General features: G+C 73.5%; 15 protein-coding genes. 8 read left to right on the top strand and 7 right to left on the bottom strand.

The window, feature by feature from the left end; genetic code table 11:
* Positions 1 to 51: 51 nt before the first annotated feature.
* The 4 genes from J5X75_RS15760 to J5X75_RS15775 form a co-directional block, all read right to left on the bottom strand.
* Complete coding sequence (locus J5X75_RS15760; RefSeq protein ID WP_238488120.1) at positions 52 to 2,892, bottom strand: AAA family ATPase; 2,841 nt, start codon at positions 2,890 to 2,892, stop codon at positions 52 to 54.
* Positions 2,889 to 3,560, bottom strand: a complete 672-nt coding sequence (locus J5X75_RS15765; protein WP_208468145.1) for a hypothetical protein — start codon at positions 3,558 to 3,560, stop codon at positions 2,889 to 2,891. The genes J5X75_RS15760 and J5X75_RS15765 overlap by 4 nt, the downstream gene beginning before the upstream one ends.
* 177 nt (positions 3,561 to 3,737) lie before the next feature.
* A complete protein-coding gene (locus tag J5X75_RS15770; protein ID WP_238488122.1) occupies positions 3,738 to 4,493 on the bottom strand; it encodes a L,D-transpeptidase family protein in 756 nt (251 codons plus the stop codon).
* Between the two features lie 154 nt (positions 4,494 to 4,647).
* On the bottom strand, positions 4,648 to 5,223 hold the full coding sequence (locus tag J5X75_RS15775) for a CAP domain-containing protein (RefSeq protein ID WP_208468146.1): 576 nt from the start codon (positions 5,221 to 5,223) through the stop codon (positions 4,648 to 4,650).
* Between the two features lie 301 nt (positions 5,224 to 5,524).
* On the opposite strand from J5X75_RS15775, the gene J5X75_RS15780 reads away from it, so the two are divergent.
* The 8 genes from J5X75_RS15780 to J5X75_RS15815 all read left to right on the top strand — a co-directional run bounded on the left by J5X75_RS15780 (position 5,525) and on the right by J5X75_RS15815 (position 15,061).
* Positions 5,525 to 5,902 carry a hypothetical protein gene (locus J5X75_RS15780; RefSeq protein ID WP_208468147.1) on the top strand — a complete coding sequence of 126 codons (378 nt, stop codon included), beginning with the start codon at positions 5,525 to 5,527 and terminating at the stop codon, positions 5,900 to 5,902.
* 169 nt (positions 5,903 to 6,071) lie between these two features.
* Positions 6,072 to 6,542 (top strand): chemotaxis protein CheW, encoded by a 471-nt coding sequence (locus tag J5X75_RS15785; RefSeq protein ID WP_208468148.1) that lies wholly within the window; start codon positions 6,072 to 6,074, stop codon positions 6,540 to 6,542.
* Complete coding sequence (locus tag J5X75_RS15790; protein WP_208468149.1) at positions 6,539 to 7,903, top strand: CheR family methyltransferase; 1,365 nt, start codon at positions 6,539 to 6,541, stop codon at positions 7,901 to 7,903. The genes J5X75_RS15785 and J5X75_RS15790 overlap by 4 nt, the downstream gene beginning before the upstream one ends.
* Complete coding sequence (locus J5X75_RS15795; protein WP_208468150.1) at positions 7,900 to 8,421, top strand: chemotaxis protein CheW; 522 nt, start codon at positions 7,900 to 7,902, stop codon at positions 8,419 to 8,421. The genes J5X75_RS15790 and J5X75_RS15795 overlap by 4 nt, the downstream gene beginning before the upstream one ends.
* Positions 8,418 to 9,887 (top strand): methyl-accepting chemotaxis protein, encoded by a 1,470-nt coding sequence (locus tag J5X75_RS15800; protein WP_208468151.1) that lies wholly within the window; start codon positions 8,418 to 8,420, stop codon positions 9,885 to 9,887. The genes J5X75_RS15795 and J5X75_RS15800 overlap by 4 nt, the downstream gene beginning before the upstream one ends.
* Entirely contained in the window at positions 9,887 to 11,947 is a 2,061-nt protein-coding gene (locus tag J5X75_RS15805; protein ID WP_208468152.1) for a hybrid sensor histidine kinase/response regulator, read from the top strand. The genes J5X75_RS15800 and J5X75_RS15805 overlap by 1 nt, the downstream gene beginning before the upstream one ends.
* Positions 11,948 to 12,020: 73 nt before the next feature.
* Positions 12,021 to 13,088: a chemotaxis-specific protein-glutamate methyltransferase CheB gene (cheB, locus tag J5X75_RS15810; protein ID WP_208468153.1), complete on the top strand. Its 1,068-nt coding sequence runs from the start codon at positions 12,021 to 12,023 to the stop codon at positions 13,086 to 13,088.
* The gene (locus J5X75_RS15815) at positions 13,085 to 15,061 is read left to right on the top strand and encodes a response regulator (RefSeq protein WP_208468154.1); all 1,977 of its coding nucleotides are present in this window, start codon (positions 13,085 to 13,087) and stop codon (positions 15,059 to 15,061) included. Before cheB ends, J5X75_RS15815 begins: the two co-directional genes overlap by 4 nt.
* 3 nt (positions 15,062 to 15,064) lie before the next feature.
* On the opposite strand, the gene J5X75_RS15820 is transcribed toward J5X75_RS15815, so the two are convergent.
* From J5X75_RS15820 to J5X75_RS15830, 3 genes are all read right to left on the bottom strand, one after another.
* Positions 15,065 to 17,416, bottom strand: a complete 2,352-nt coding sequence (locus tag J5X75_RS15820) for an N-acetylmuramoyl-L-alanine amidase (protein WP_208468155.1) — start codon at positions 17,414 to 17,416, stop codon at positions 15,065 to 15,067.
* Positions 17,417 to 17,565: 149 nt separating this feature from the next.
* Positions 17,566 to 20,064, bottom strand: a complete 2,499-nt coding sequence (locus J5X75_RS15825; RefSeq protein ID WP_208468156.1) for an FtsX-like permease family protein — start codon at positions 20,062 to 20,064, stop codon at positions 17,566 to 17,568.
* Positions 20,061 to 20,828 (bottom strand): ABC transporter ATP-binding protein, encoded by a 768-nt coding sequence (locus J5X75_RS15830; protein WP_208468157.1) that lies wholly within the window; start codon positions 20,826 to 20,828, stop codon positions 20,061 to 20,063. Before J5X75_RS15830 ends, J5X75_RS15825 begins: the two co-directional genes overlap by 4 nt.
* Positions 20,829 to 20,914 lie beyond the last annotated feature (86 nt).

The raw sequence follows: 20,914 nt of genomic DNA on the forward strand, positions 1-20,914 counted from the left end.
GCAGCGGCACGGGCTCCAGCCATTGGGCCGCTGACAGCCGGCTGAAGGGGTTTACGAGTCCGCCGGGTCCGGGTTGCGCTGGGTGGGGATGACGCCGTGGCCCGGCCGCGCGGCCGGTGGCGCGGCCCCGTTCTCCGGCACCGTGCCGTCGGCCGGGCTCGCCCCGTTCGCCGCCGGCCCGTCCGGGGATCCGGAATCCGGGGATCCGGAATCCAGGGAGCCAGGATCCGGGGAGGCGAAGCCCGGGGGAACGCCGTCCGGGGAGCCGGGATCCAGGGAGCCGGGATCCAGGAAGGCGGGATCCAGGAAGGCGAAGCCTGGGGAGACGCCGTCCGGGGAGCCGGGATCCGCGGCCGCGCCGTCCGGGGAGCCGGGATCCAGGGAGCCGGGATCCGGGGAGGCGAAGCCCGGGGAGGCGGGGTCCGGGGAGGCGGGCTCCGAGGCCGTGGTGCCGTTGGGGGACGGCGGGTCGGGGCGCCGCCAGATGGACGAGTCCGGGGTGGTGGCGGCCGGGATCGGGGCGGGCTCGGGTTCGGCCGCCGGCTCTGGGACGGGCTCGGCGCCCGGCCGGGACGGCAGCGCGACGGTGACCCCGGTGTGGTCGCGGTGCGCGGCGAGGGCGGCCCGGTGGTACTCCTCCAGTTCGGCGATGAACGCGGCGTCGGCGTAGACCGAACCGTCGATCAGTGGTCCCGGCCGGCCCTCCAGGACGGCGATGACGTCCTCGCCGGTGAGGGTCTTGTGCGTCTCCAGGGCGTGCGCGAGGGCGAGCACCTCCCGCCGGTTCTCCTCGAGCAGCGCGGCGGTGCGCCGCAGCATCTCGCCGAGGTTGTCCTCGATCCGGTCGGCCAGCGCGCGGCGGGCGCTGATCTCGGGTTTCTCGCTCTTGCCGGGGCCGCCGGGGGTGCCGGTGCCGAGGCGGCTGGAGTAGGAGTACGACGACACGGTGGAGCCCATGCCCCAGACGCCCTCCATGTGGGTGGCGACCGCGGTCGCCGACTCGAGGTCGCCGGAGACGCCGGAGGAGCTGTCGCCGTCGAAGAACATCCGTTCCCCGGCGAGCGACGCGAGCGACACGTAGATGTCCGACTCGTAGTGGCTGCGCCAGGTGGTGAACTGGTCCTCCGGAGGGATGCTGGCGACCATGCCGAGGTAGCCGCTGCCCTTCTCGATGGTCGCGATGTCGATCTCGAGATGGTGCCGGGTGCGGTAGGCGATGACGGCGTGGCAGGCCTCGTGCACCGCGACGGCGTGCCGTTCCCGTTCGATGTACTCGACGTTCTCCGCCGGGCCGAGCTCCTTGAGCTGCTTGGCGCGGATGATGTCCCGCCAGGTGATGGTGTCCCGGCCGCCGCGGATGGCGGTGATCAGCGCCTCGTTGACGGTGTCCTTGATGGTGGCGCCGGTCGCGTACGGCGTGATCGTGGCCAGCTTGTCGATCTGCTCCTCGGTCAGTTCGTGCTGCACCTTGTCCAGATAGCCCTGATAGGTGCGCACCCGCCCGGCCTTGGTGGGGTAGCCGACCTTGTAGATGCGGTCGATCCGGCCGGGCCGCAGCAGTGCCTCGTCGAGGGCTTCGGGCAGGTTGGTGGCCATCATGACGAGGATCCGGTACTTGGGCGGCGGCTTGGGCCGCATGCCGAGCGCCCGGCGGACGTGCCGGTTGATGAAGCCGCGCGGCTTCTTCAGCCCGGACAGTTCGGTGAGCAGGGCTTCCAGCGTGCCCATGCCGCCGCCACCGCCCATGCCCCCGCCGTACATCATCTTGGTCTTGCGGGTTTCCGGAAGGTCGTGCCGCATGGCCTCGCGGGTGAGCAGGAGCCGGGAGTCTCCGGACAGGTAGGTGAAGCCCTGGCAGCCGTCGGCGAACGGCGCGGGGGTCATGCCGCCGCGCGGGAAGCCGGGCCCGCCCTGGGCGAGGGCGCCGCGGTTGCCGAGGGAGTCGGCCTCGTCGAAGAAGACGATGACGCCGCCGTAGCGGAGGGCGAGTTTGCGCAGCTTGCGGAAGAGCGACTTGACCTTGAGCACGCCGACGCCGAAGAACATGTTGATGAAGGCGCCCGGGTCGACGAACACGTACGGTTTGCCGGTCTCGCCGGCCACCGCCTCGGCCATCAGCGTCTTGCCGGTGCCGGGCGGGCCCCAGAGCAGGATGCCGCCGGGAACGTACCCGCCCTTGGTCTCGATGGCCTCCGGGTTCTCCAGGTAGACGATGTTCTCCTTGACGCGTTCCAGCACGTGGTCCTGGCCCCACACGTCGGCGAACCGGGTCTTCACGTCGTCCGGGTAGTAGACCTCGACGCCGCCCCGGGACAGGAACCAGAAGATCGCGACGAACTGGCCGACCGCGATGAACAGGATGAAGATGACCTGGAGGAACATCGGCGCGACGGCCCACAGCAGGGCGGGCAGTTCGAAGAGCGCGAGGGCCGGCGAGGTGTCCAGTACGGACGCGAGCACCAGCGACACCAGGCCGATGAAGAGCAGCCACTTGAAGATGCGGACCAGCCGGAACCGGGTCCAGTCGGAGAACATCCGGTGGGTGAGCCGCTCGAAGCCGCCGAAGATGCCCTTGGTCCACAGTCGGTGGTAGCCGGCCGAGTGCTCACTGATCAGGAAATGGATCTGGCGCAGCACCTCGACGCCGAACAGCACCAGGACGGTGATGCCCTTGCCGCCGGCCGCGAGCTCGCGCATCGCGTCCTCGAACGGCAGGATCGGGTTGTCCGCCATCGCGGCCCAGACCAGGGCGAACCACACCACGACGAAGAGCAGCAGGAACTTGATCCGGTCCCAGAACGGCAGCCTCTTGCGGGTCGGGCGGACCTGTTCGCCGGGTCCCTCGTCGGGTGGGCGCAGGCCTTCGACGGGGTGGCCGATGGGCGCGGTCATTTGTCACTCCTCACCGTGAAGGAGGTGGCGATCGTCTCGATCTCGCCGGACCGCTCGGCGTAGCAGCTGGTGGTGCACCGGATCAGCAGCAGGTAGAGCTTGCTGCCGTCGTTGTTCACCAGGGCGGTCTGGTCGAAGGTGTGCAGGACGCCGAGCCCGAGGTCGTAGTTGTAGACGACGCGGACGCCGTGCAGCCCGTTCTCCGGGGTGAGCACCTCGTCCTGGAGCAGCTCGAACCCGGTCAGGGTGGTGGTCTCGGCGACCGACTTGCGGGCCTCCTCGGTGACCGGGAGGAAGAAGTTGCGCAGGATGTCGAGCGAGATCGCGTCCCGTTGCGCCTCGGTGGTCCGGGCGACCCGCGCGTACAGGATCGGTTCGGTGGTGATGCCCGCGGTCATCAGATGGTCGGCGCTGGGGTCCGCGGCGGCGTCGTACGCCACCGACCACCACAGCCGCTGGCGCAGGCTCGCGGCGGCCGAGTCGGAGTTGAGCCCGGTGAGCGCGTCGTCCAGCGACTTGGTGCCGACCTCGTGCCACTCGTGGGGCACCTTGAAGTAGGTCTGTTCGCCCGAGTTCTTCACGTAGGTGAACTCGGAGGTCCCGCATCCGGCGAAAAGGGTCAGAGCGGCGACGGCCGCCGCTGGAAGAGAGGTCGCTCGTTTCAGCATGGGCGGCTCCACTGCCTGACGGGTGAGTCCGTCTCCGCAGTGTCCCCCGGAATTGTTACGAAAACGCTATCCGGAATTCAGCTCCATCAGTGAGATCAGGCGGATCCTCCCAGGCCACCGCGCGTGTGAGTTTCGGGTGCGTATCGCACCCGAAACCCACACATCACGGGTTACCGATCAGGTGCCGGGACGCCGCCCGAACACCTTCACCGTCATACCGATCTTGCCGATGCCGTAGTAGAGCTTGGCGTCGGACTGCAGCAGGTTCACGCAGCCGTGCGACCCGCGCCACTTGTCGTGGATGTAGGTCGTGGTCTGGTGGAAGCCCCGCCCGCCGATGAAGCGCTGCCAGTACGGCAGCCACACCTCGTACGGGTCGGACCACTCCTTCTTCGTCCGCTTGTTGATCGAGAAGGTGCCCGCCGGGGTCCGGTATCCCGCGTACCCGGTACGGGTGACGGTCGGCTTGGTGTGCAGCTTCCCGTTCTTCATCACCCACGTCGTCTGATGGGTCAGGTCGACGCAGAAGGTGATGCCCTTCTTCTTCGGCTTGCAGGCCGACGTCTTCGTCGCCGCCAGTCGCTTGGCGACGTCGTAGGTGGTCGGGCCGGCGAGCCCCTTGGCCGGCTGGATACCGAACCGCTTCTGGAACTTCACGATCGCGGCACAGTCGGCGGTGGACTGCTTACCGTCGACCGTGACCGTGCCGTATCCGCCCAGCTGCTTGAGGTAGCCCTCGACCTGCTTCTGGTACTTGCCGGTCGCGCACGACGCGGCAGCCGCCTTGGTGACCACCGACGTGGTCACGGCCGCGGCGACCGGCACGGCCGCACCGGCGCCCGCCGGTGTCAGCGCGACAGCGCCGAGACCGCCACCCACCAGAGCCGCCAAAACGGCCCCGGTGAGGCGGGCGGAAACCCGTCTCGTTGCCAATCTGATCCCTCCCCAGGGATGTGGTGTCCGCACATCGAAGCACAGCCGTCCCACCGGTGACCTGTGGGGAAGGACGGTGACATGAAACCGGTATGCCATCGGCACACCGCATGCCCGCTTGAGGCGAACTCCGCTCCGGGGAGTCAGCGGTCGATCAACGGGGAGTGGCGAGCTCCTGCACCCAGTACGGGGTGCCGCCGGACGCCAGCGCCAGGCCCACCCCCATCTGATCGAAGCGGCAGTCCAGGATGTTGCGCCGGTGGCCGGGACTCTCCATCCAGTCGGCCATCACCCGGTACGGGCTGTCCTGCCCCCGGGCGATGTTCTCCCCGTAACGGCTCCACGTGTAGCCGGCGTCGGTCACCCGCGATCCGGCCATCTCGCCGCGCGGTGACTCGTGGTCGAAGTAGCCACGCCGGGCCATGTCGGCGGCGTGCCGGTTGGCCGCCTCGATCAGCCGCCGGTCCAGGCTGAGCGGCTCGCAGCCGGCGCCCCGCCGGTGCTGGTTGGCCAGCGCCAGGACCTGCTGCTGCACCGGGGCCTGCGGACTGGACGAGACGGACGCCGCGGTGACCACGGTCCGGGACGCCGAGATCGGGTCGCCGGCCGGGAGGGCCACCCGCCGCATCGGCTCCCGGGGAGGCTCCCCGTGCACCGGCGCCCGTGCCGCGAGCCCTCCCGCGACCAGCGCCAAGGCACCCACACCGAGCACCACCGAAGGCTTCCGCATACCCCGTCGATCCCCTCGTCTCCGTGCGCTCCGGCCGCTCCGCCGGTGCTGCCCGGATGACCAACTCCGGTCGTCGGCGACCGGTCACTGTGCCGTTTGCGCGCCGGAGCGCCACCGGAACCCGCCCGGACCCCCGGGAACCCCGCTGAGCTGCGCGGACACCGAGAGCCGGGAGGCACATCCGTCGCACAACCGCACCGGAGTCCGGCATTCTTCCCCCTACCGGGGTAACCCGCTCAGGCCTTGTTGCCGACCGGCCGGAGGGTCCCGGCCGGGCGCGCGCCGCCGCTACGGTTTCGCGGTGCGCAATCGGTATCCGGGCATGTTTCGTGCCGCCGCGATCGTCTACCGGGCGGCCCGCCGGCTCCGGTGGCGGCCGGCCGGCGAGCCGGGCCGGTCCACCCCAGCGGCCGAACCGGTGGCCGGGCCGATCCCGGCGGGCTGGCCCGAGGTGGCGCGCGACCAGCCCGCCCCGCCGGATCCGCTGGCCGACGCGGTCACCCGGCGGATCACCGCGGCTCAGCGGGCCGATCTGCCGGTCGCCGGGCGCCCGGTGCCCGGCTACGGGCCGGCCCGCGACGCGGGGGCGCCCCGGTCCGCGCCACGGCACGCCGCCGAGGAGCAGCCCCTGTCGCTGCCGCTGTCGCTGCGGTTCCGGGGACCGGACGGCCGCGCCTGAGCAGGCCGGTCCCGGCGTACGGAGGGCGGCCGCGCGCCGGGACCGGCCGAAAAGGCGCCGCTCCCGCCCGTACTGGAAAAATGTCGGTAAAGAACGGGCAAAATCGGAATAAGGGCCAACGTCGAAGGAAGGTGAGCGAAGCTCACAAAAACCCGACTAGCCTGGGGCCGTGGGAGGGCAGCACGGCGACGCATCGGCCCCGGCGCTGGAGGGCGGAGTCCTCGCGCTGGTCTTCCGGGCCGGGCCGCTGCTCTGCGCGCTGCCGCTGAACGAGGTCGTCGAGACCATGCGGCCGCTGGCGACGCGGCCGCTCGCCGGAACGGCACCCCACGTCCTCGGCCTGACCGTCCTGCGCGGCGAACCGGCGCCGGTGATCGACGTGACCCGGCTTCTCACCGGCGCCGACGGCCGGATCGACCGGTACGTGGCGGTGCGGGCCGGCCGGGGTCCGGTCGCCTGCGCCACCGGCCCGGTGCTCGGCGTCCGGGAGATCCGGGTCTCTCCGCCGGAGGGGCCGTCGCCGCTGATCGCGGGAGTCGGCACGGTCGGCGCCGATCCACTGCTGCTGTTGCGCGGCTTCCGTGCCGTGCCGGACGCGGTGTGGGAGGCCGCCGGGCACGCACCGGAGCCGGTCTCATGAGCGGCGCGATGTCGCTGACCCGGTTCCGGGAGCTGCTGCAACGGCGGCTGGGATGGACGTTCGCCGACAACGACCCGGGACAGACCGCCGCCGTGCTGGCCGCCCGGGCGAAGGCGCACGGGCTGACCGAGCGGGAGTATCTGGACCGGCTGGCCGGCCGGCGCTGGACCGCGGAGATCGCCGAGCTGGCGCAGGCGCTGAGCATCACCGAGACCTACTTCTTCCGGCACGGCGAGCAGTTCCGGGTGCTGCGGGACACGGTGCTGCCGGACCTGATCCGGAGGCGGGCCGGGCAACGGGTGCTGCGGCTGCTCTCGGTGGGCTGCTCGTCCGGCGAGGAGGCCTACTCCCTGGCCATCACCGCCTGGCCGGCCCGGCCCACCCCGGACTGGATCGTCTCGGTCCTGGGCGTCGACGCCAACCGGGAGATGCTGCACCGGGCGCGTGCCGCGACCTACTCACCGTGGTCGCTGCGGGACACCCCCGAGGAGGTACGGCGGCGCTGGTTCCGGGAGACCGGCGACGACGGGTTCGCGGTGCACCCGGACATCGCGGCGACGGTGCGGTTCGCCGAGCACAACGTGGCCGACGACGACCCGCAGCTGTGGCACCCGGCCCGCTACGACGTGATCTTCTGCCGCAATCTGCTGATGTACCTGACCGGGGAGGTCGCGGCCGGCCTGGTGCACCGGATGACCCGGGCGTTGACCGACGGCGGCTACCTGTTCCTCGGGCACACCGACTCGCTCGGCAGCCACCCGAAGGGCCTGGAGCTGTGCCACCGCGGCGGCACCGTCTACTACCGGCGGCAGAGCGCGGCCCCGCCCGTACCGGCGCCGGAGCCCGCCCCGGCCCGCGAACGTCCGCCGGCCCGTCCGGCGCCCACCGTCGACACCCGGTCCCGGGCCCTCGGGCTGCTGCGCGACGACCGGTTCGCCGAGGCCCTCGACGTGCTCGGGCCGGACGACGCGCTGCTGCGCGGGGTGCTGCTGGCCCAGCTCGGCCGGGTCGCCGAGGCCCGGGACACCGTGCACCGGCTGATCGACGTCGGCGGGCCGCACCCCGACGCGCACCACCTGCTCGGCGTCTGCCACGAGCTGGACTGCGCGGATCAGGCGGCCGGGCAGTACCGGCTGGCGGCGTACCTGGATCCGGAATTCGCCATGCCCCGGCTGCGGATGGGACTGCTGGCCCGGCGGCGCGGCGACCACCGGGGCGCGGCCGCGAACCTGGCGGCGGCCCTGGAGCTGCTGCCCCACGAGGACGAGGAGCGGGTCGTGCTGTTCGGCGGCGGGTTCGGGCGGCTGACGCTGACCACCCTGTGCCGTACCGAGCTGGAGGCGTGCGAGGTGCGGCGATGACGGTGGCCGGCCGGGTGACCCGGTTGCGGGAGGAGTTCGACAGGTCGTTCGCCGAGCCGGCCCGCGTCCTCGAGTGCGAGACCGTCGAGCTGCTCGCGGTCGGCGCCGGTGACCGGCCGTACGCGCTGCGGCTCACCGAGGCGTCCGGGGTGCACCCGGACCGGCCGGTCACGCCGCTGCCCACCTCGATCCGGGCGCTGCTCGGGGTGGCCGGGTTCGCCGGCGCGGTGATTCCGGTCTACGACCTGGCGGCTCTGCTCGGCCACCCGGTCCCCCGGCGGCCACGCTGGCTGCTGCTCGCGAAGGGCACACCGCCGCTGGCGCTCGCCTTCCACGAGCTGGACCGGCACCTGCGGGTGCCGCTCGCCGACGTGGTCGACGGCGCCGACCCGCGCGGCTGCCTGCGCGGGATGGTACGGCTGCCGGACGGCCACCGGCCGATCGTCGACGTGCCGGCCGTCCGGGAGCTCGTGCACCGCCTGGCCGGGTACCGGTCCGTTCCCGAGGAGGCCCGATGACGGCCGGACGCACGTACGGCGGCAAGCTGGCGATCGGTGTCGCCCTCACCGTCCTGCTCACCCTGCTCCTGGTCGGCACCGCGGTGGTCGGCCTGATGTTCGTGGTCACCGCGAAGGACGCCGCCATCACCGCGGCGACGGAGGACCTGACCGGCACGGAGAACCTGAGCCGGACCATGGAGGCGCGGATCGCGGACTACCGGGCCTACCTGCTGGACGCGTCGGCCGAGAACGCCCGGCTCACCGAGGAGAACCACCAGCAGTTCCGGCAACGCCTCGACCAGCTGCGCGCCCACGTCACCGACACGCCGACCCAGCAGGCGCTGGACCGGATCGCCGCCCTCGACGAGAAGCACGCGGCGGCGAGCGCCGAGGTGATGCGGGCCCGCGCCGACAACGCCGACATCCCGGCCATCACCCGGCTCAACGATTCCCTGGTCGCACCGGTCCGCGGGCAGCTGGAGGCGGCGCTCGCCGACGTGATCGACCGGGTCCGGGTGAACGTCGACGCCGATCGCGAGGCCGCGTCGGACCGGGCCGAGCAGGCCATCCTGCTGATCGTCGGGCTGGGCGTGCTCATCACCATCTGCGCCGTGCTGGTGGCCCTGCGGCTCAACCGTGACCTGCGCCGCGAGGTGGGCACCGCGGTGGGGCACATCCAGAGCTCCTCGGCCCAGCTGGAGGCCGCCGCCGCGCAGCAGGTCAACGGCGGCCGGGACCAGGCCAGCGCGATGAGCGAGATCACCACGACGATCAGCGAGCTGCTGATCACCTCGCGGCAGATCGCGGACAACGCCCAGCGGGTCTCCAAGATCGCCGAGGAGACCGAGGCGGCGGCCCGCGCCGGGGACGCCACCATCGACCAGACCCGGGCCTCGATCATCGCGATCCGCACCCAGGTCGACCAGATCGTCCAGCACATGCTGGCGCTCGGCGAGAAGTCGCAGCAGATCGGGCTGGTCGTGGACCTGGTGTCGGAGCTGGCCGAACAGACCAACATCCTGGCCATCAACGCCACCATCGAGGCCAGCGGCGCCGGTGAATGGGGCCGCCGGTTCGCCGTGGTGGCCGAGGAGATCCGCAAGCTGGCGGACCGGACGGCGGCGTCGGCCAAGGAGATCCGGGCGCTGATCGACGACGTCCGCGGCGCGGTCAACACCACGGTGATGGCCACCGAGATCGGGTCGAAGGCGGTCGACACCGGGGCCCGGCAGTTCGACGACGCCACCGACTCGTTCCGGGAGATCGCGCGGCTGGTCTCCACCACCAACGACGCCACCCGGGAGATCGAGCTGTCCACCAAGCAGCAGACCACCGCGGTGGAACAGGTCAACGTCGCCGCGTCGGAGACCGCCCGGGTGTCCCGGGAGACCGAGGAGAGCGCCGTGCAGACCAGGCAGACCGCGGCGCACCTCTCCTCGCTCTCCGGTGAGCTGCTGAACCTCGTCGGGAGCGGGCGCCACTGATGGCCGAGGGCAAGGATCCGCTGCGCTATTTCCGGATCGAGGCGCGGGAGCTGGTCGACCAGATCAGCGCCGGTGTCCTCGACCTGGATCAGGGCGGCGGCCCGGAACCGGTGGCCCGGCTGCTGCGGGTGGCGCACACCCTCAAGGGCGCGGCCCGGGTGGTCCGGCAGAAGGAGATCGCCGACCGGGCGCACGCCTTCGAGGAGGTGCTGATCCCCTACCGGGGCGTGGACGTGCCGCCGGCCGCCGACGCGATGCGGGAGCTACTGCGGCTCAACGACGAGATCGCCGCGCGGGTGGCCGAACTCGAGGACCGGCCGAAGCCACCGGTGGCCAGCGGGCCGGACGAGCCCGCCCCGGCGCCGGCCCCGGCCGAGGTGGTGGTGAACCCGCGGGCGGTCACCGCCGACCTGGACGAGCTGCTCGACGCCGTCGGCGAGACCACCGCCCGGATGGCGCCGCTACGTGCCGGATGCGCCACCCTGGAGCGGCTGCACCGGGCCGCGGAGACGCTCGCCGACCAGTTGCGGACCGGCCGCGGCACCACCCCGGCGACGGCCCGGTCGGCGGCCGAGCGGCTGGCCGGAAAACTGGGATCGGCCGGCCGCCGGTTCACCGACGCGGTCGACCAGATGCAGCGGGAGCTGGACGAGGTACGGGCCAGGGCGGAGAGTCTGCGGCTGGTGCCGGCCGGTTCGATGTTCACCGCCATGCGCCGGGCGGTCCGCGACGCCGCCGACGCCGAGGGCAAGCGGGTCCGGTTCGAGGCCCGGGGCGCCGGGGTCCGGATGGGCGCGCACCTGCTCGGCCCGGTCAGCGGCGCCTTCCTGCACCTGGTGCGCAACGCGGTGGTGCACGGCATCGAACCGGAGCCGCAGCGGCTGTCGGCGGGCAAACCCGCCGAGGGGACGGTCACCGTCGAGGTGGAGCGGCGTGGCCGGCACGCGGCGTTCCGGTGCCTCGACGACGGGCGCGGCTTCGACCTGGACGCGCTGCGCGACACCGCCCGCGACCGCGGTCTGCTGCCGTCCGGCGCCGGGCCGCCGGACGACGCCGGCCTGCTCGACCTGGTGCTGCGCGGCGGGATCAGCACCTCGCCGTCGGTGACCGAGGTGGCCGGGCGGGGCATCGGCATGGACGCGGTCCGCGAGGTGGCGGCCCGGCTGCACGGCGACGTACGGGTGAGCAGCACCCCGGGCGCCGGAGCCCGCGTGGAGCTGGTGATCCCGCTGGCCCTGCTCAGCATGACCGGCCTGAACGTGGAGTCCGCCGGCATGACCAGCACCCTGCCGCTGGACGCCGTACGCGCCTGTGTGCGGCTGTCCGCCCAGGACGCCACCACCGCCGCGGTGACCGGCCGGATCGTCTACGACGGCGGCGCGGCCCCGTTCCTGCCGCTGGCCGAGGCCCTGTACGCGGGCACGCCCGTCCCCGAGTCCACCGGCGTCGGCGCGGCTGTCGTGGTGAAGGGCGAGGCCGGCCTGTTCGCGATCGGTGTCGACCGGCTGGCCGGCACGTCCGCCCTGGTCGCCCGCCCGCTGCCGGATCTGGCCCGGGCATCGCCGGTGGTCGGCAGCGTCACGGTCGACGCCGAGGGCAATCCGCGCCTGGTGCTGGACCCGGACGGCCTGGCCGCCGAGGTGGCCGGCGGGCGCCCGGCCGGAGCCGGCCCGGCGGCGGCCGTCGCGCCGCTGCCGATCCTGGTGGTCGACGACTCGCTCACCACCCGGATGCTGGAGCGCAGCATCCTGGAGTCGGCCGGGTACGAGGTGGATCTGGCCGCCTCCGGCGAGGAGGCCCTGGAGATGGCCCGCGCCCGCCGGTACGGCCTGTTCCTCACCGACATCGACATGCCCGGCATCGACGGGTTCACCTTCGTCGAGCGGACCCGCGCCGACCCGCGGCTGGCCGGGGTGCCGGCGATCCTGGTCAGCTCCCGGGCCGGCGCCGCCGACCGGGAGCGCGGCCGGGCCGCCGGGGCCGACGCCTACGTCGCGAAGGGCGAGTTCGACCAGGAGCGGTTGCTGGGCCACATCCGGCGGCTGGTGGTGCGCTCATGAGCGGGCGTGCGAGCGCGGCATCGAGCTCGGTCCCGAAGGCATGCCGGCGCCGAAGCGCAGCGGAGGTGGCGGCATGACCCGGGTGCTGATCGTCGACGACTCCCTGACCATGCGGCACCACCTGCGGGAGGCGCTCGCACCGGACCCGGACCTGGAGATCGTCGGCGAGGCCCCGGACGGCGAACGGGCCGTGGAGATGACCGCCCGGCTGCGCCCGGACGTGATCACGATGGACATGATGCTGCCCGGGATCAGCGGGCTGGCCGCCACCGAGCAGATCATGGCGCAGCACCCGACGCCGATCCTGGTGGTGTCGTCGGCCGACCGGGAGGAGCTGTTCAGCACGTACAACGCCCTGGCCGCGGGCGCCGTCGAGGTGCTGGAGAAGCCGCGCGGCGACGACTCCGACGCGGACTGGCCGCTGCGGTTGCGGGCCACCCTGCGCCTGGTGTCCCGGATCCGGGTGATCACCCATCCCCGGGCCCGGCTGGACGGCCGGGTCGCCGCCCCACCGCCGCCGCCCGCGCCCCCGCCCGCGCCGAGCCCGCACGGCGGCGGTCTCACCGTGGTGGCGGTGGGCGCCTCCACCGGCGGTCCCGCCGCGCTCACCGAGTTCCTGCGCGGGCTGCCCACCGGGTTCCCGGTCCCGGTGCTCTGCGTGCAGCACATCGCGGCCGGCGAGCAGTTCGCGGTCGCCTTCTCCGACTGGCTGGCCGGGCAGACCGGGCGCGACATCCGATACGCCGACGACGGCGCCCCGGTCGGCCGGCTCGGCGGGCGGGTGCTGCTCGCTCCCCCGGACCGGCATCTGCTGATCCGCGACCGGACACTGCGGCTCAGCACCGGTCCGCCCCGGCACTCCTGCCGCCCGTCGGTGGACGTGCTGTTCGAGTCGGTGGCCGAGGAACTCGGGCCGCAGGCGGCCGGGTGCCTGCTCACCGGGATGGGCCGGGACGGCGCGGCCGGGTTGCTGCGGATGCGCGACCGGGGCGCGGTCACCTTCGCCCAGGACGAGGGCAGCTGCACGGTGTACGGCATGCCCCGGGAGGCGGTGCTGATCGGCGCGGCGGCGCACGTGCTGCCGCCCGGCCGGATGGCCGCCCGGCTCGGCGGGCTCCCGGCCACGGTGGTGCGCCGATGACCCCGACCGTGCTGATCGTCGATGACAGCCTGACCGTACGGATGGACCTGCACGAGGCGTTCGCCGAGGACGGGTTCGCCACCATCCTGTGCGCCACCGGGGCGGAGGCGCGGCGCGCGTTCACCGAGGCCTCGTTCGACGCGGCGGTGCTGGACGTGCTGCTGCCCGACGCCGACGGTCTGGAGTTGCTCACCGAGCTGCGGCGGACGCCGGGCCGGTCGGGCGTGGTGACGATGCTGCTGTCCAGCGCGAGCGAGGTGTCCGACCGGCTGGCCGGGCTGCGCATCGGCGCCGACGAGTACGTGGGCAAACCCTACGACGCCGGGTACGTGGTCGCCCGTACCCGGCAGTTGCTCGGTGAGCTCCCGGACTACGACGGTGACCGGACCGCCGTGCTGGTGATCGACGACAGCATGACGTTCCGGGAGGAGCTGCGCGGGCTGCTCGAATCGGAGGGGTACGCGGTGATGACCGCGACCGGCGGTGAGGAGGGCCTGCGGATGGCCGCCGACCGCCGCCCGAACGCGGTGATCGTCGACGGGGTGATGCCGGACCTGGACGGCGCCACGGTGATCCGCCGGATCCGCCTGGACCCGGCGCTGCGCGACACCCCCTGCCTGCTGATGACGGCCGCCGACGACTACGCCACCGAGATGCAGATCCTGGACGCCGGCGCCGACGCGTTCATCCGCAAGCAGCAGAACCTGAAGGTGGTGCTGGCGAAGCTGTCCGCGGTCCTGCGGCACAGCGCCGAGCAGCTGCCGATCGAGGCGCCCGGCGGAGGGCCGGGCAAGGTGCTGATCGCCGGCCCGGACCGCGACGAGCTGGAGCTGTGGGCCGACACGTTACGGGCCGACGGCTACGACGTCGTCCAGGCCACCGACATCGACGCCATCATGGAGATGCTCACCGTCCAGCCGGTCGACTGCATCGTGCTCGGCTTCGACGACGACATGGACCGGGCCCGGGAGTCGTGCCGCCGGCTGCGCGAGGCGCCGCCGGTCGGGGACACGCCGCTGGTGATGACCGGTGACGAGGAGCGGATGCTGGAGTGCCTGGCCGCGGGCGCCGACGACTACGTCCGGCGGGCCGACGTGCTGGCGGGGCTGCGGGTGCACGTACGGGCCCAGATCCGCCGCAAGCAGGCACACGACGAGGCCCGCCGGATCCGTGAGGAGCTGATGCGCCGCGAGCTGGACGCGGCCGAGGAGCGGGCGGCCCGGCAGCTGGCCGAGACCCGGGCGGCCCTGGTCGAGGAGCTGGAGTGGCGCAACCGGGAGCTGGAGGCGTTCTCCGGGTCGGTCTCCCACGACCTGCGCGGCCCGTTGCAGGTGATCAGCAGTTTCGCCGAGCACATGCTGGACGAGGAGGAGGAGCGGCTCGGCGAGCGGACCCGGCACCGGCTGACCCGCATCCACGCGGCCGCGCTGCGGATGGCCGACCTGGTGGAGTCGCTGTTGATCCTGGCCCGGGCCAGCCGGGGCGAGCTGCGCCGGGAACGGTTCGACCTGACCGCGACGGCACGCCAGGTGATCGGTGACGTCACGGCCCGGGAGCCGGACGGGCGGACGACCTTCCGGGTGTACGAGGAGATGGTCGCCGACGCCGACGAGGGCCTGGTCCGGGTGGTTCTGGAGAACCTGATCGCCAACGCGGTGAAGTTCAGCCGGAAGGTCGAGCGGCCGGTCGTCGAGGTGGGCTGCGAGAACGGCCGCTACTTCGTCCGCGACAACGGCGCCGGGTTCCCGGCCGAGCAGGCCGGTGACCTGTTCCGCCCGTTCGCCCGGCTGCACGACGCCCGGGAGTTCCCGGGCACCGGGATCGGGCTGACCACCGTGCACCGGGCGGTGGAGCGGCACGGCGGGGAGATCTGGGCGGAGAGCGCCGAGGGCCGGGGCGCGACCTTCTGGTTCACGCTGCCCCCGGCCCCCGACGGACCGGAGCGGCACGGGACCTCGCGCCGCTCCGGTTGAGGATCACCGGACGTACGCGAGCCCGTCCGACACCACGGTCGGGCGGCCGGAGGTGCCCTGCACCACGATCGCCACGGTGTGCTTTCCGTAGGCGAGGTTCCGGGTCCACACCGCCTGCCGGTACAGCGACCGGCTCGACTTGAGGTCGATGGTGGTGACCTTCTTGCCGTCCACGTAGACGGCCACCTTGCCGGACTTGGCGGCGCGGGAGAACAGCAGGGACGCGTACCGGCCGGTGAAGGTCCAGGTCAGCTTGGTGTTCTTTGTCGTCGCGGAGAGCGCCTTGCCGCCGAGGTAGGCGCCGCCGGTCTTCTTCGTCCAGGTGCCGCTCTTCTTGGCGGCGGTCTCCGGGGAGAGCACGACGGCCCGGGTGATCGTCGCGCCGCGGGTGTTGCCGGCCTGGTCCCGGGCGGTGACCGTCCAGGTGGCGGTGCCCGGCCGGACGCTGGTCGCCCAGCTCGTGACCGGCCCCAGGTTGCCGGAGACCGGCCGGCTGACCGTGTAGCCGGCCAGCCGCAGGTTGTCGGCGCCGTTCGGGTAGAACGTCACCGGCACCGCGCCGGTGCTGTACGTGCCGGTGCGCAGCGCCACCGCCGGAATGCCGCGGAAGGTGGGCGCCGTGGTGTCGCCGTAGACCCACACGCCGAACCGGGCGGTGCTGCCGGACGTGTGCCGGGCCACGACGGTGATCCCGTGCCTGCCGGCCGGGACGCTGACCGTGGCGCCGCGGGCGGTGCCCGGGACGGTGGTGGCGACCGCGCCGTCGACCAGCACGTCGAACTGGGCGATCTCGGCGGAGTCGTTGCCCACGGTCCAGCTGACGGTGGCGGCGTTCTTCACGTACCAGGCGCCGGCCGCGTACTGGCCGCCGGTGACCGACTTGAGGGCCAGGCCGGTGACCATGAGCTGGGCCTTGGCCCGCATGCCGGGCAGCGCGTCGTACAGGTTGTCGCCGGGGCAGGCGGTCGCGTCGGCGTCCCGGTGCGCGGCCAGCCGGGCCACCGTGATCTTGTCGCCGGCGGCGAGCTTGCTGTTGGCCGATCCGGCGGTGAGCGTCACCGTCGACGCCGGGTTGTAGCCGTACCGGCCGAGCCGGGCGGCCGCGACCTGCGCGATGATCGTCTCGATGGCGGCGGTGGACTCGGCGTACCGGTAGTCGCCGAGCACCGCGATCGAGGCGTAACCGGTGTTGAAGCCCTTCACCGCGGCCGGGACCACGGCGTTCTCCACCCCGCCGGTACGGCCCTCGTAGAGGCGCCCGCACTTGTCGACCAGGTAGTTGTAGCCGATGTCGGAGAAGCCGTCGCTCTTGATGTCGTAGGCCTGGATGGCCCGGATGATGGCCGGGGCGTCCGCGCACTCGTAGGCGTTGGAGTCGTCCCCCGCGTGGTAGGTGTGGTGCAGCCAGACCGTCTGGACCTGGCTGGCCACCGAGATCTCGGTGCGCCGGGTGATGGTCTCGTCCGCGCTCCACGCCTTGCGCGAGTAGTAGCTCGGGAACTGCGCCTGGATCGGCGCCGTGGTCCCCGCGGTGACCGCCGCGATCCCGGCGTCGCCCGTCGGGGTGACGACCGGCTCGTCCAGCGAGTCGACCTTGGTGGCGTCGTCGGCGCTGGGCGACGGCTCGGCCGTCGGCTCCGGCGCGGCCGGCTCCTCGGTGGCGGCGCCGGTCTCACCGGGAGCCGGCTCCTCGACCACCGGCTCGGTCGGCTCCGCGGTCGGCTCGGCCGTGGGCTCCGTGACGGTCTCGGTGGGCGTGGGCTCCACCGGGGCGGAGACGGACGGGGAAGCGGAGGCGCTGGGCGCCGGCTCGCCGCCGCCACGGCCACCGCTCTCGCTGCCCGGGTCGATCAGGTCGACCCGCAGCCCGGCCGGCAGCCCGGCGCCCTTGCCGGCGACGCGGGCGGCGACGCCGTCCGACGGACCGACCCAGAGCGGCGCGGTGGCGCCCCGGCCGAGATCACCGGCCTCCACACCGGACGGCGCGTCGTCGCGCATCGCCAGCTTCCGCCAGTCCGACCACCTACCGGTCGCGACGCTGCGGGTGCGCACCTCGATGGTGCCGTCCGGGGCGGCCGCGCCGTCGTTCCAGGTGACGCCGAGCAGGCTGAACCGCTTGGTCCGCTGCTGCGCCAGGTCCGCCTTCGCCCCAGCGGCCCGCAGGTCGACGGTGTTCAGCGCCGTCTTGACCCGCGGCGGTTCGGGGTTCGGCTCCGCGGCCAGCGTGCCGGTCACCGTGACCGGCTCAGCCGCCTCCGCCTCCGATGTGGACGGCCAGGCCAGGGCGGTGACGCCCCCGCCCGCCGCGAGCACGGCGACCGCCGTGCCGATACCGATAGCCAGCCTTCGCTGCATTCCCCGTGTCCCCCGCGGTGATCGCCAACCTTCGCGGGCGTGAACCTTACCGGACGATCCGGGCGCGTCCCGTCCCCCGTCCGGCCTTCGTCATCGGTGATCGGACGACGGCGCGGGCCGTGTCGCCACGGCCCGCGCATCGAGAGCGGTCAGTCGGCGCCCAGGGCGGTCACCGGGCTGACCCGGGCGGCCCGGCGGGCCGGCAGCACTCCGGCCAGCGCGGTCAGCGCCACGAGGATGCCGAAGACCGCGGCCAGCTGCCACCCGGGCAGGGTGAGCGGCGCCTCCAGGCCGATGGCGGAGACCGCGAGCCAGGCGTACGGGACACCGAGCAGCAATCCGAGCACCGCCCCGATCACGCCGTACAGCGCGGATTCGGTGGTGAGCATCCCGTGCAGAGCGCCGCGGGACATCCCGACGGCACGCAGCAGCCCGGACTCGCGGACCCGTTCCACCACCGAGAGGGCGGTGGTGGAGCCGACGCCGACGATCGCGATCAGCACGGTCAGGCCGATCAGGGCGAGCGCGATCACCATCAGCACGCCGAGCGCCTCGGTGATCTGGTCGCGCTGGTCGGCCAGGACGTTGACCCCCAGGTCCGGCTGCGCGGCGGCGACCGTCCGCAGCGCGCGCAGCCCCTTGGTACGGCCGTCCTCGCCGGACTGGGCGGCGTCGGCGAGCAGCCCGGTCGGCGCGGCGGCCACCCCGAGGGCGGTCAGGTCGGCCGGGTCGAGCAGGATCTGGCTGTGCAGCGGGGCCTCGCCGCCGAGCACGGCCGCGATCGTCACCCGTACCTCTTTACCGTTGCTCCGGACCGTCACCGGATCGCCCAGGGTGAGCCCGTCCATCTCGGCGACGTAGCCCGCGATCGCCGCCCGGCCGGGGGCCACGTCGGTGAGCGCGCCCGCCGAGGTGTCCAGTTCGGCGAGGCGGGGCACGGCCTTCGCGGACACGTCGGTGACGGCCGCCTCGGTGAAGGTGCCGACCTGGGCGCCGCCGATCCAGCGGTAGGTGGCGACCCGGCTCAGGTCGGCGCTCTGCGCGGCCCGTTCCGCGACGCCGGCCGGAAGGGTGCTGCCGTTCGGCCCCCGGACCTCGAAGTCGGTGGGCGCCGCGGCCACCGTCTCCCGTTCGGAGAGGACCCGGATCGAGTCGCCGCCGACCAGCACCCCGGCGATCAGGGTGACGCCGAGCGCGACCACCACCGACACCGCGGCCGCCCGCCGGGAGCTGCCGCCGACGCCGCCGACGGCGAGGCGGCCGACCGGCCCGGACCGGCGCAGCGGCCAGCCGGCGATCGTGAGGACCGGGCGGACCAGGACCGGGCCGAGGGCGATCAGGGCGAGGTACGCGAGCAGGCCCGACCCGACGACGGCCAGCATCATGGTCTCGGCGTCGTAGTCCTGCTCCTGCGGGCCGGGCAGGTTGATCGTGACCAGGGCGGCGATCCCGGCCGCGGCCGCCGCGAGCAGCAGCCCGGTGATCGCCCGCAGCACGCCGATACCCTGCCGGGCGCCGGTGGTGGCGGCCGAGCGGAGCGCCTCGAGCGGCGCCACCCGGGCCGCGGAGAGCGCCGGAGCGAGCACCGCGACGATCGTGATCAGCACCGCCAGCAGGACCGTTCCGGCCGCCTGGACCAGCGGGAACCCGGGCCGGGACACCGCCACGCCGAAGGCGCTGAGCAGCGGCGGGATCAGGTGGCCGACGGCGAGCGCGGCCAGCACCCCGGTGACGCCGGCGACCAGCCCGGTGAGCGCGCCCTCGGCGGCGAGCGCCCGGGCCAGGGCCCCGCGGCCGGCGCCGACCGCGCGCAGCAGGGCCAGCTGCCGCATCCGCTGGGCGAACACGATCCGGAAGGTGGAGGCGGCGATCAGCACGGCCGCGGCCACCGCCACCGCCACGAACACGCGGACCACGATGAACAGCTGGTCGATCTCGGCGGCCGCCTCACGGGCCTCGGAGAGCCGGACCTCGGCGCCTCCGGCCACCTCCGGCGCGGCCTCGCCGGCCACCTGGGCGACGATCCTCTCCCGTACGGCGCCGGCGTCCGCGCCGCCGTCGAAGCGCACGTCGACGCGGTCGAGCTGGTCGAACCCGTTGATCTGGACGACCGTGGACAGCGGCGCGTACGCCAGGAAGCCGATGTCCTCGCGCGGGGTCAGCACGCCGACCACGGTGAGCGGCACCGGCTTGCCCTCGGCGGGCTGGGCCGCGGTGGTCGCGCCGATCCCGAGCCCCATCCGCTCGACGGTCCGCGGGGTGACCGCGATCTCGCCGGGCGCCGTCGGGAAGCGGCCCTCGGTGACCTCGACGGTGCTGAGCGGGCCGCTGCCCGGGTCGGTGGCGACGATCAGGTCACCGGCCGGGGTCCGGGCGTAGGCCTCGGTGCGGACGGCGGCCTCGGCGACCCCGGGCATCTTGCCGATCGCGGTGAGATCCCCCGTGGTGATCTCACCGTTCTGGACCACCAGGTCGACGGTCTCCGGGGTGCCACTCAGGCCGTTGAGCACGCTGCGCTCGGTGATCTGCTGGGCCAGCACGGTCGCGTAGACGACGAACGAGGCGACCAGCACGGCCAGGCCGGTGAGCAGCAGCCGGGACGGGCGTTTGGCCACCCCCACCAGTTGCGTACGCAGTACGACGCTCACCGGCCCGCCGCCAGGTTGCGCAGGGACTCGGTGACGGCGGCGACGTCCGGCGCGTGGATCTCGCCGGCCAGCTGCCCGTCGGCGAGCAGGACGACCCGGTCGGCGTAGGCGGCGGCGACCGGGTCGTGGGTGACCATGACGATGGTCTGCCCCAGATCGTGGGCCGAGTCGCGCAGCAGGCCCAGCACCTCCGCGCCGGAGCGGGAGTCCAGGTTGCCGGTCGGCTCGTCGGCGAAGACCACCTCGGGGCGGGAGACCAGCGCCCGGGCCAGGGCGACCCGCTGCTGCTGGCCGCCGGACAGTTCGGCGGGCAGGTGCCCGAGCCGCCCGGCCAGGCCGAGCGTGGTGATCAGCCGGTCGTGGAACTCCGCGTCCGGCTTCCGGCCGGCCAGGTCGAGCGGCAGGGTGATGTTGGCCGCCGCGGTGAGCTGCGGGAGCAGGTTGAACGACTGGAAGACGAAGCCGATCCGCTCCCGGCGGGCCCGGGTCAGCACCCGGTCCGGCTGGCTGGTGAGGTCGGTGCCGCCGAGCAGCACCTGGCCGGAGGTGGCGGTGTCCAGGCCGGCGAGGCAGTGCATGAGGGTCGACTTGCCGGAGCCGGACGGTCCCATGATCGCGGTGAACCGGCCCCGCTCGAAGCCGACGGTCACGCCGTCGAGGGCGCGCACCGCGGTGTCGCCGGCGCCGTACACCTTCACCAGGTCCACGGCCGCGACCGCCGCGAGGCTGTCGCGGCCGGCGACGGGTGAGGACTGCGTCTGCATGAGAGCTCCAAGGTCGCTGGGAACGGACAGAGGGATCCTGGTCGATCGGCGCAACCCGGCACATCGGCCCGCTGTCAGACCGCGGA

The organism is Actinoplanes flavus, from assembly GCF_017592555.1.
In the GTDB taxonomy this organism is placed as follows: Bacteria; Actinomycetota; Actinomycetes; order Mycobacteriales; family Micromonosporaceae; genus Actinoplanes; species Actinoplanes flavus.

Coding starts and splice junctions, on each gene's coding strand:
- J5X75_RS15760 (WP_238488120.1), bottom strand. CDS start 2,892: ATGACCGCGCCCATCGGCCACCCCGTCGAAGGCCTGCGCCCACCCGAC.
- J5X75_RS15765 (WP_208468145.1), bottom strand. CDS start 3,560: ATGCTGAAACGAGCGACCTCTCTTCCAGCGGCGGCCGTCGCCGCTCTG.
- J5X75_RS15775 (WP_208468146.1), bottom strand. CDS start 5,223: ATGCGGAAGCCTTCGGTGGTGCTCGGTGTGGGTGCCTTGGCGCTGGTC.
- J5X75_RS15790 (WP_208468149.1), top strand. CDS start 6,539: ATGAGCGGCGCGATGTCGCTGACCCGGTTCCGGGAGCTGCTGCAACGG.
- J5X75_RS15795 (WP_208468150.1), top strand. CDS start 7,900: ATGACGGTGGCCGGCCGGGTGACCCGGTTGCGGGAGGAGTTCGACAGG.
- J5X75_RS15800 (WP_208468151.1), top strand. CDS start 8,418: ATGACGGCCGGACGCACGTACGGCGGCAAGCTGGCGATCGGTGTCGCC.
- J5X75_RS15805 (WP_208468152.1), top strand. CDS start 9,887: ATGGCCGAGGGCAAGGATCCGCTGCGCTATTTCCGGATCGAGGCGCGG.
- cheB (WP_208468153.1), top strand. CDS start 12,021: ATGACCCGGGTGCTGATCGTCGACGACTCCCTGACCATGCGGCACCAC.
- J5X75_RS15815 (WP_208468154.1), top strand. CDS start 13,085: ATGACCCCGACCGTGCTGATCGTCGATGACAGCCTGACCGTACGGATG.
- J5X75_RS15820 (WP_208468155.1), bottom strand. CDS start 17,416: ATGCAGCGAAGGCTGGCTATCGGTATCGGCACGGCGGTCGCCGTGCTC.
- J5X75_RS15830 (WP_208468157.1), bottom strand. CDS start 20,828: ATGCAGACGCAGTCCTCACCCGTCGCCGGCCGCGACAGCCTCGCGGCG.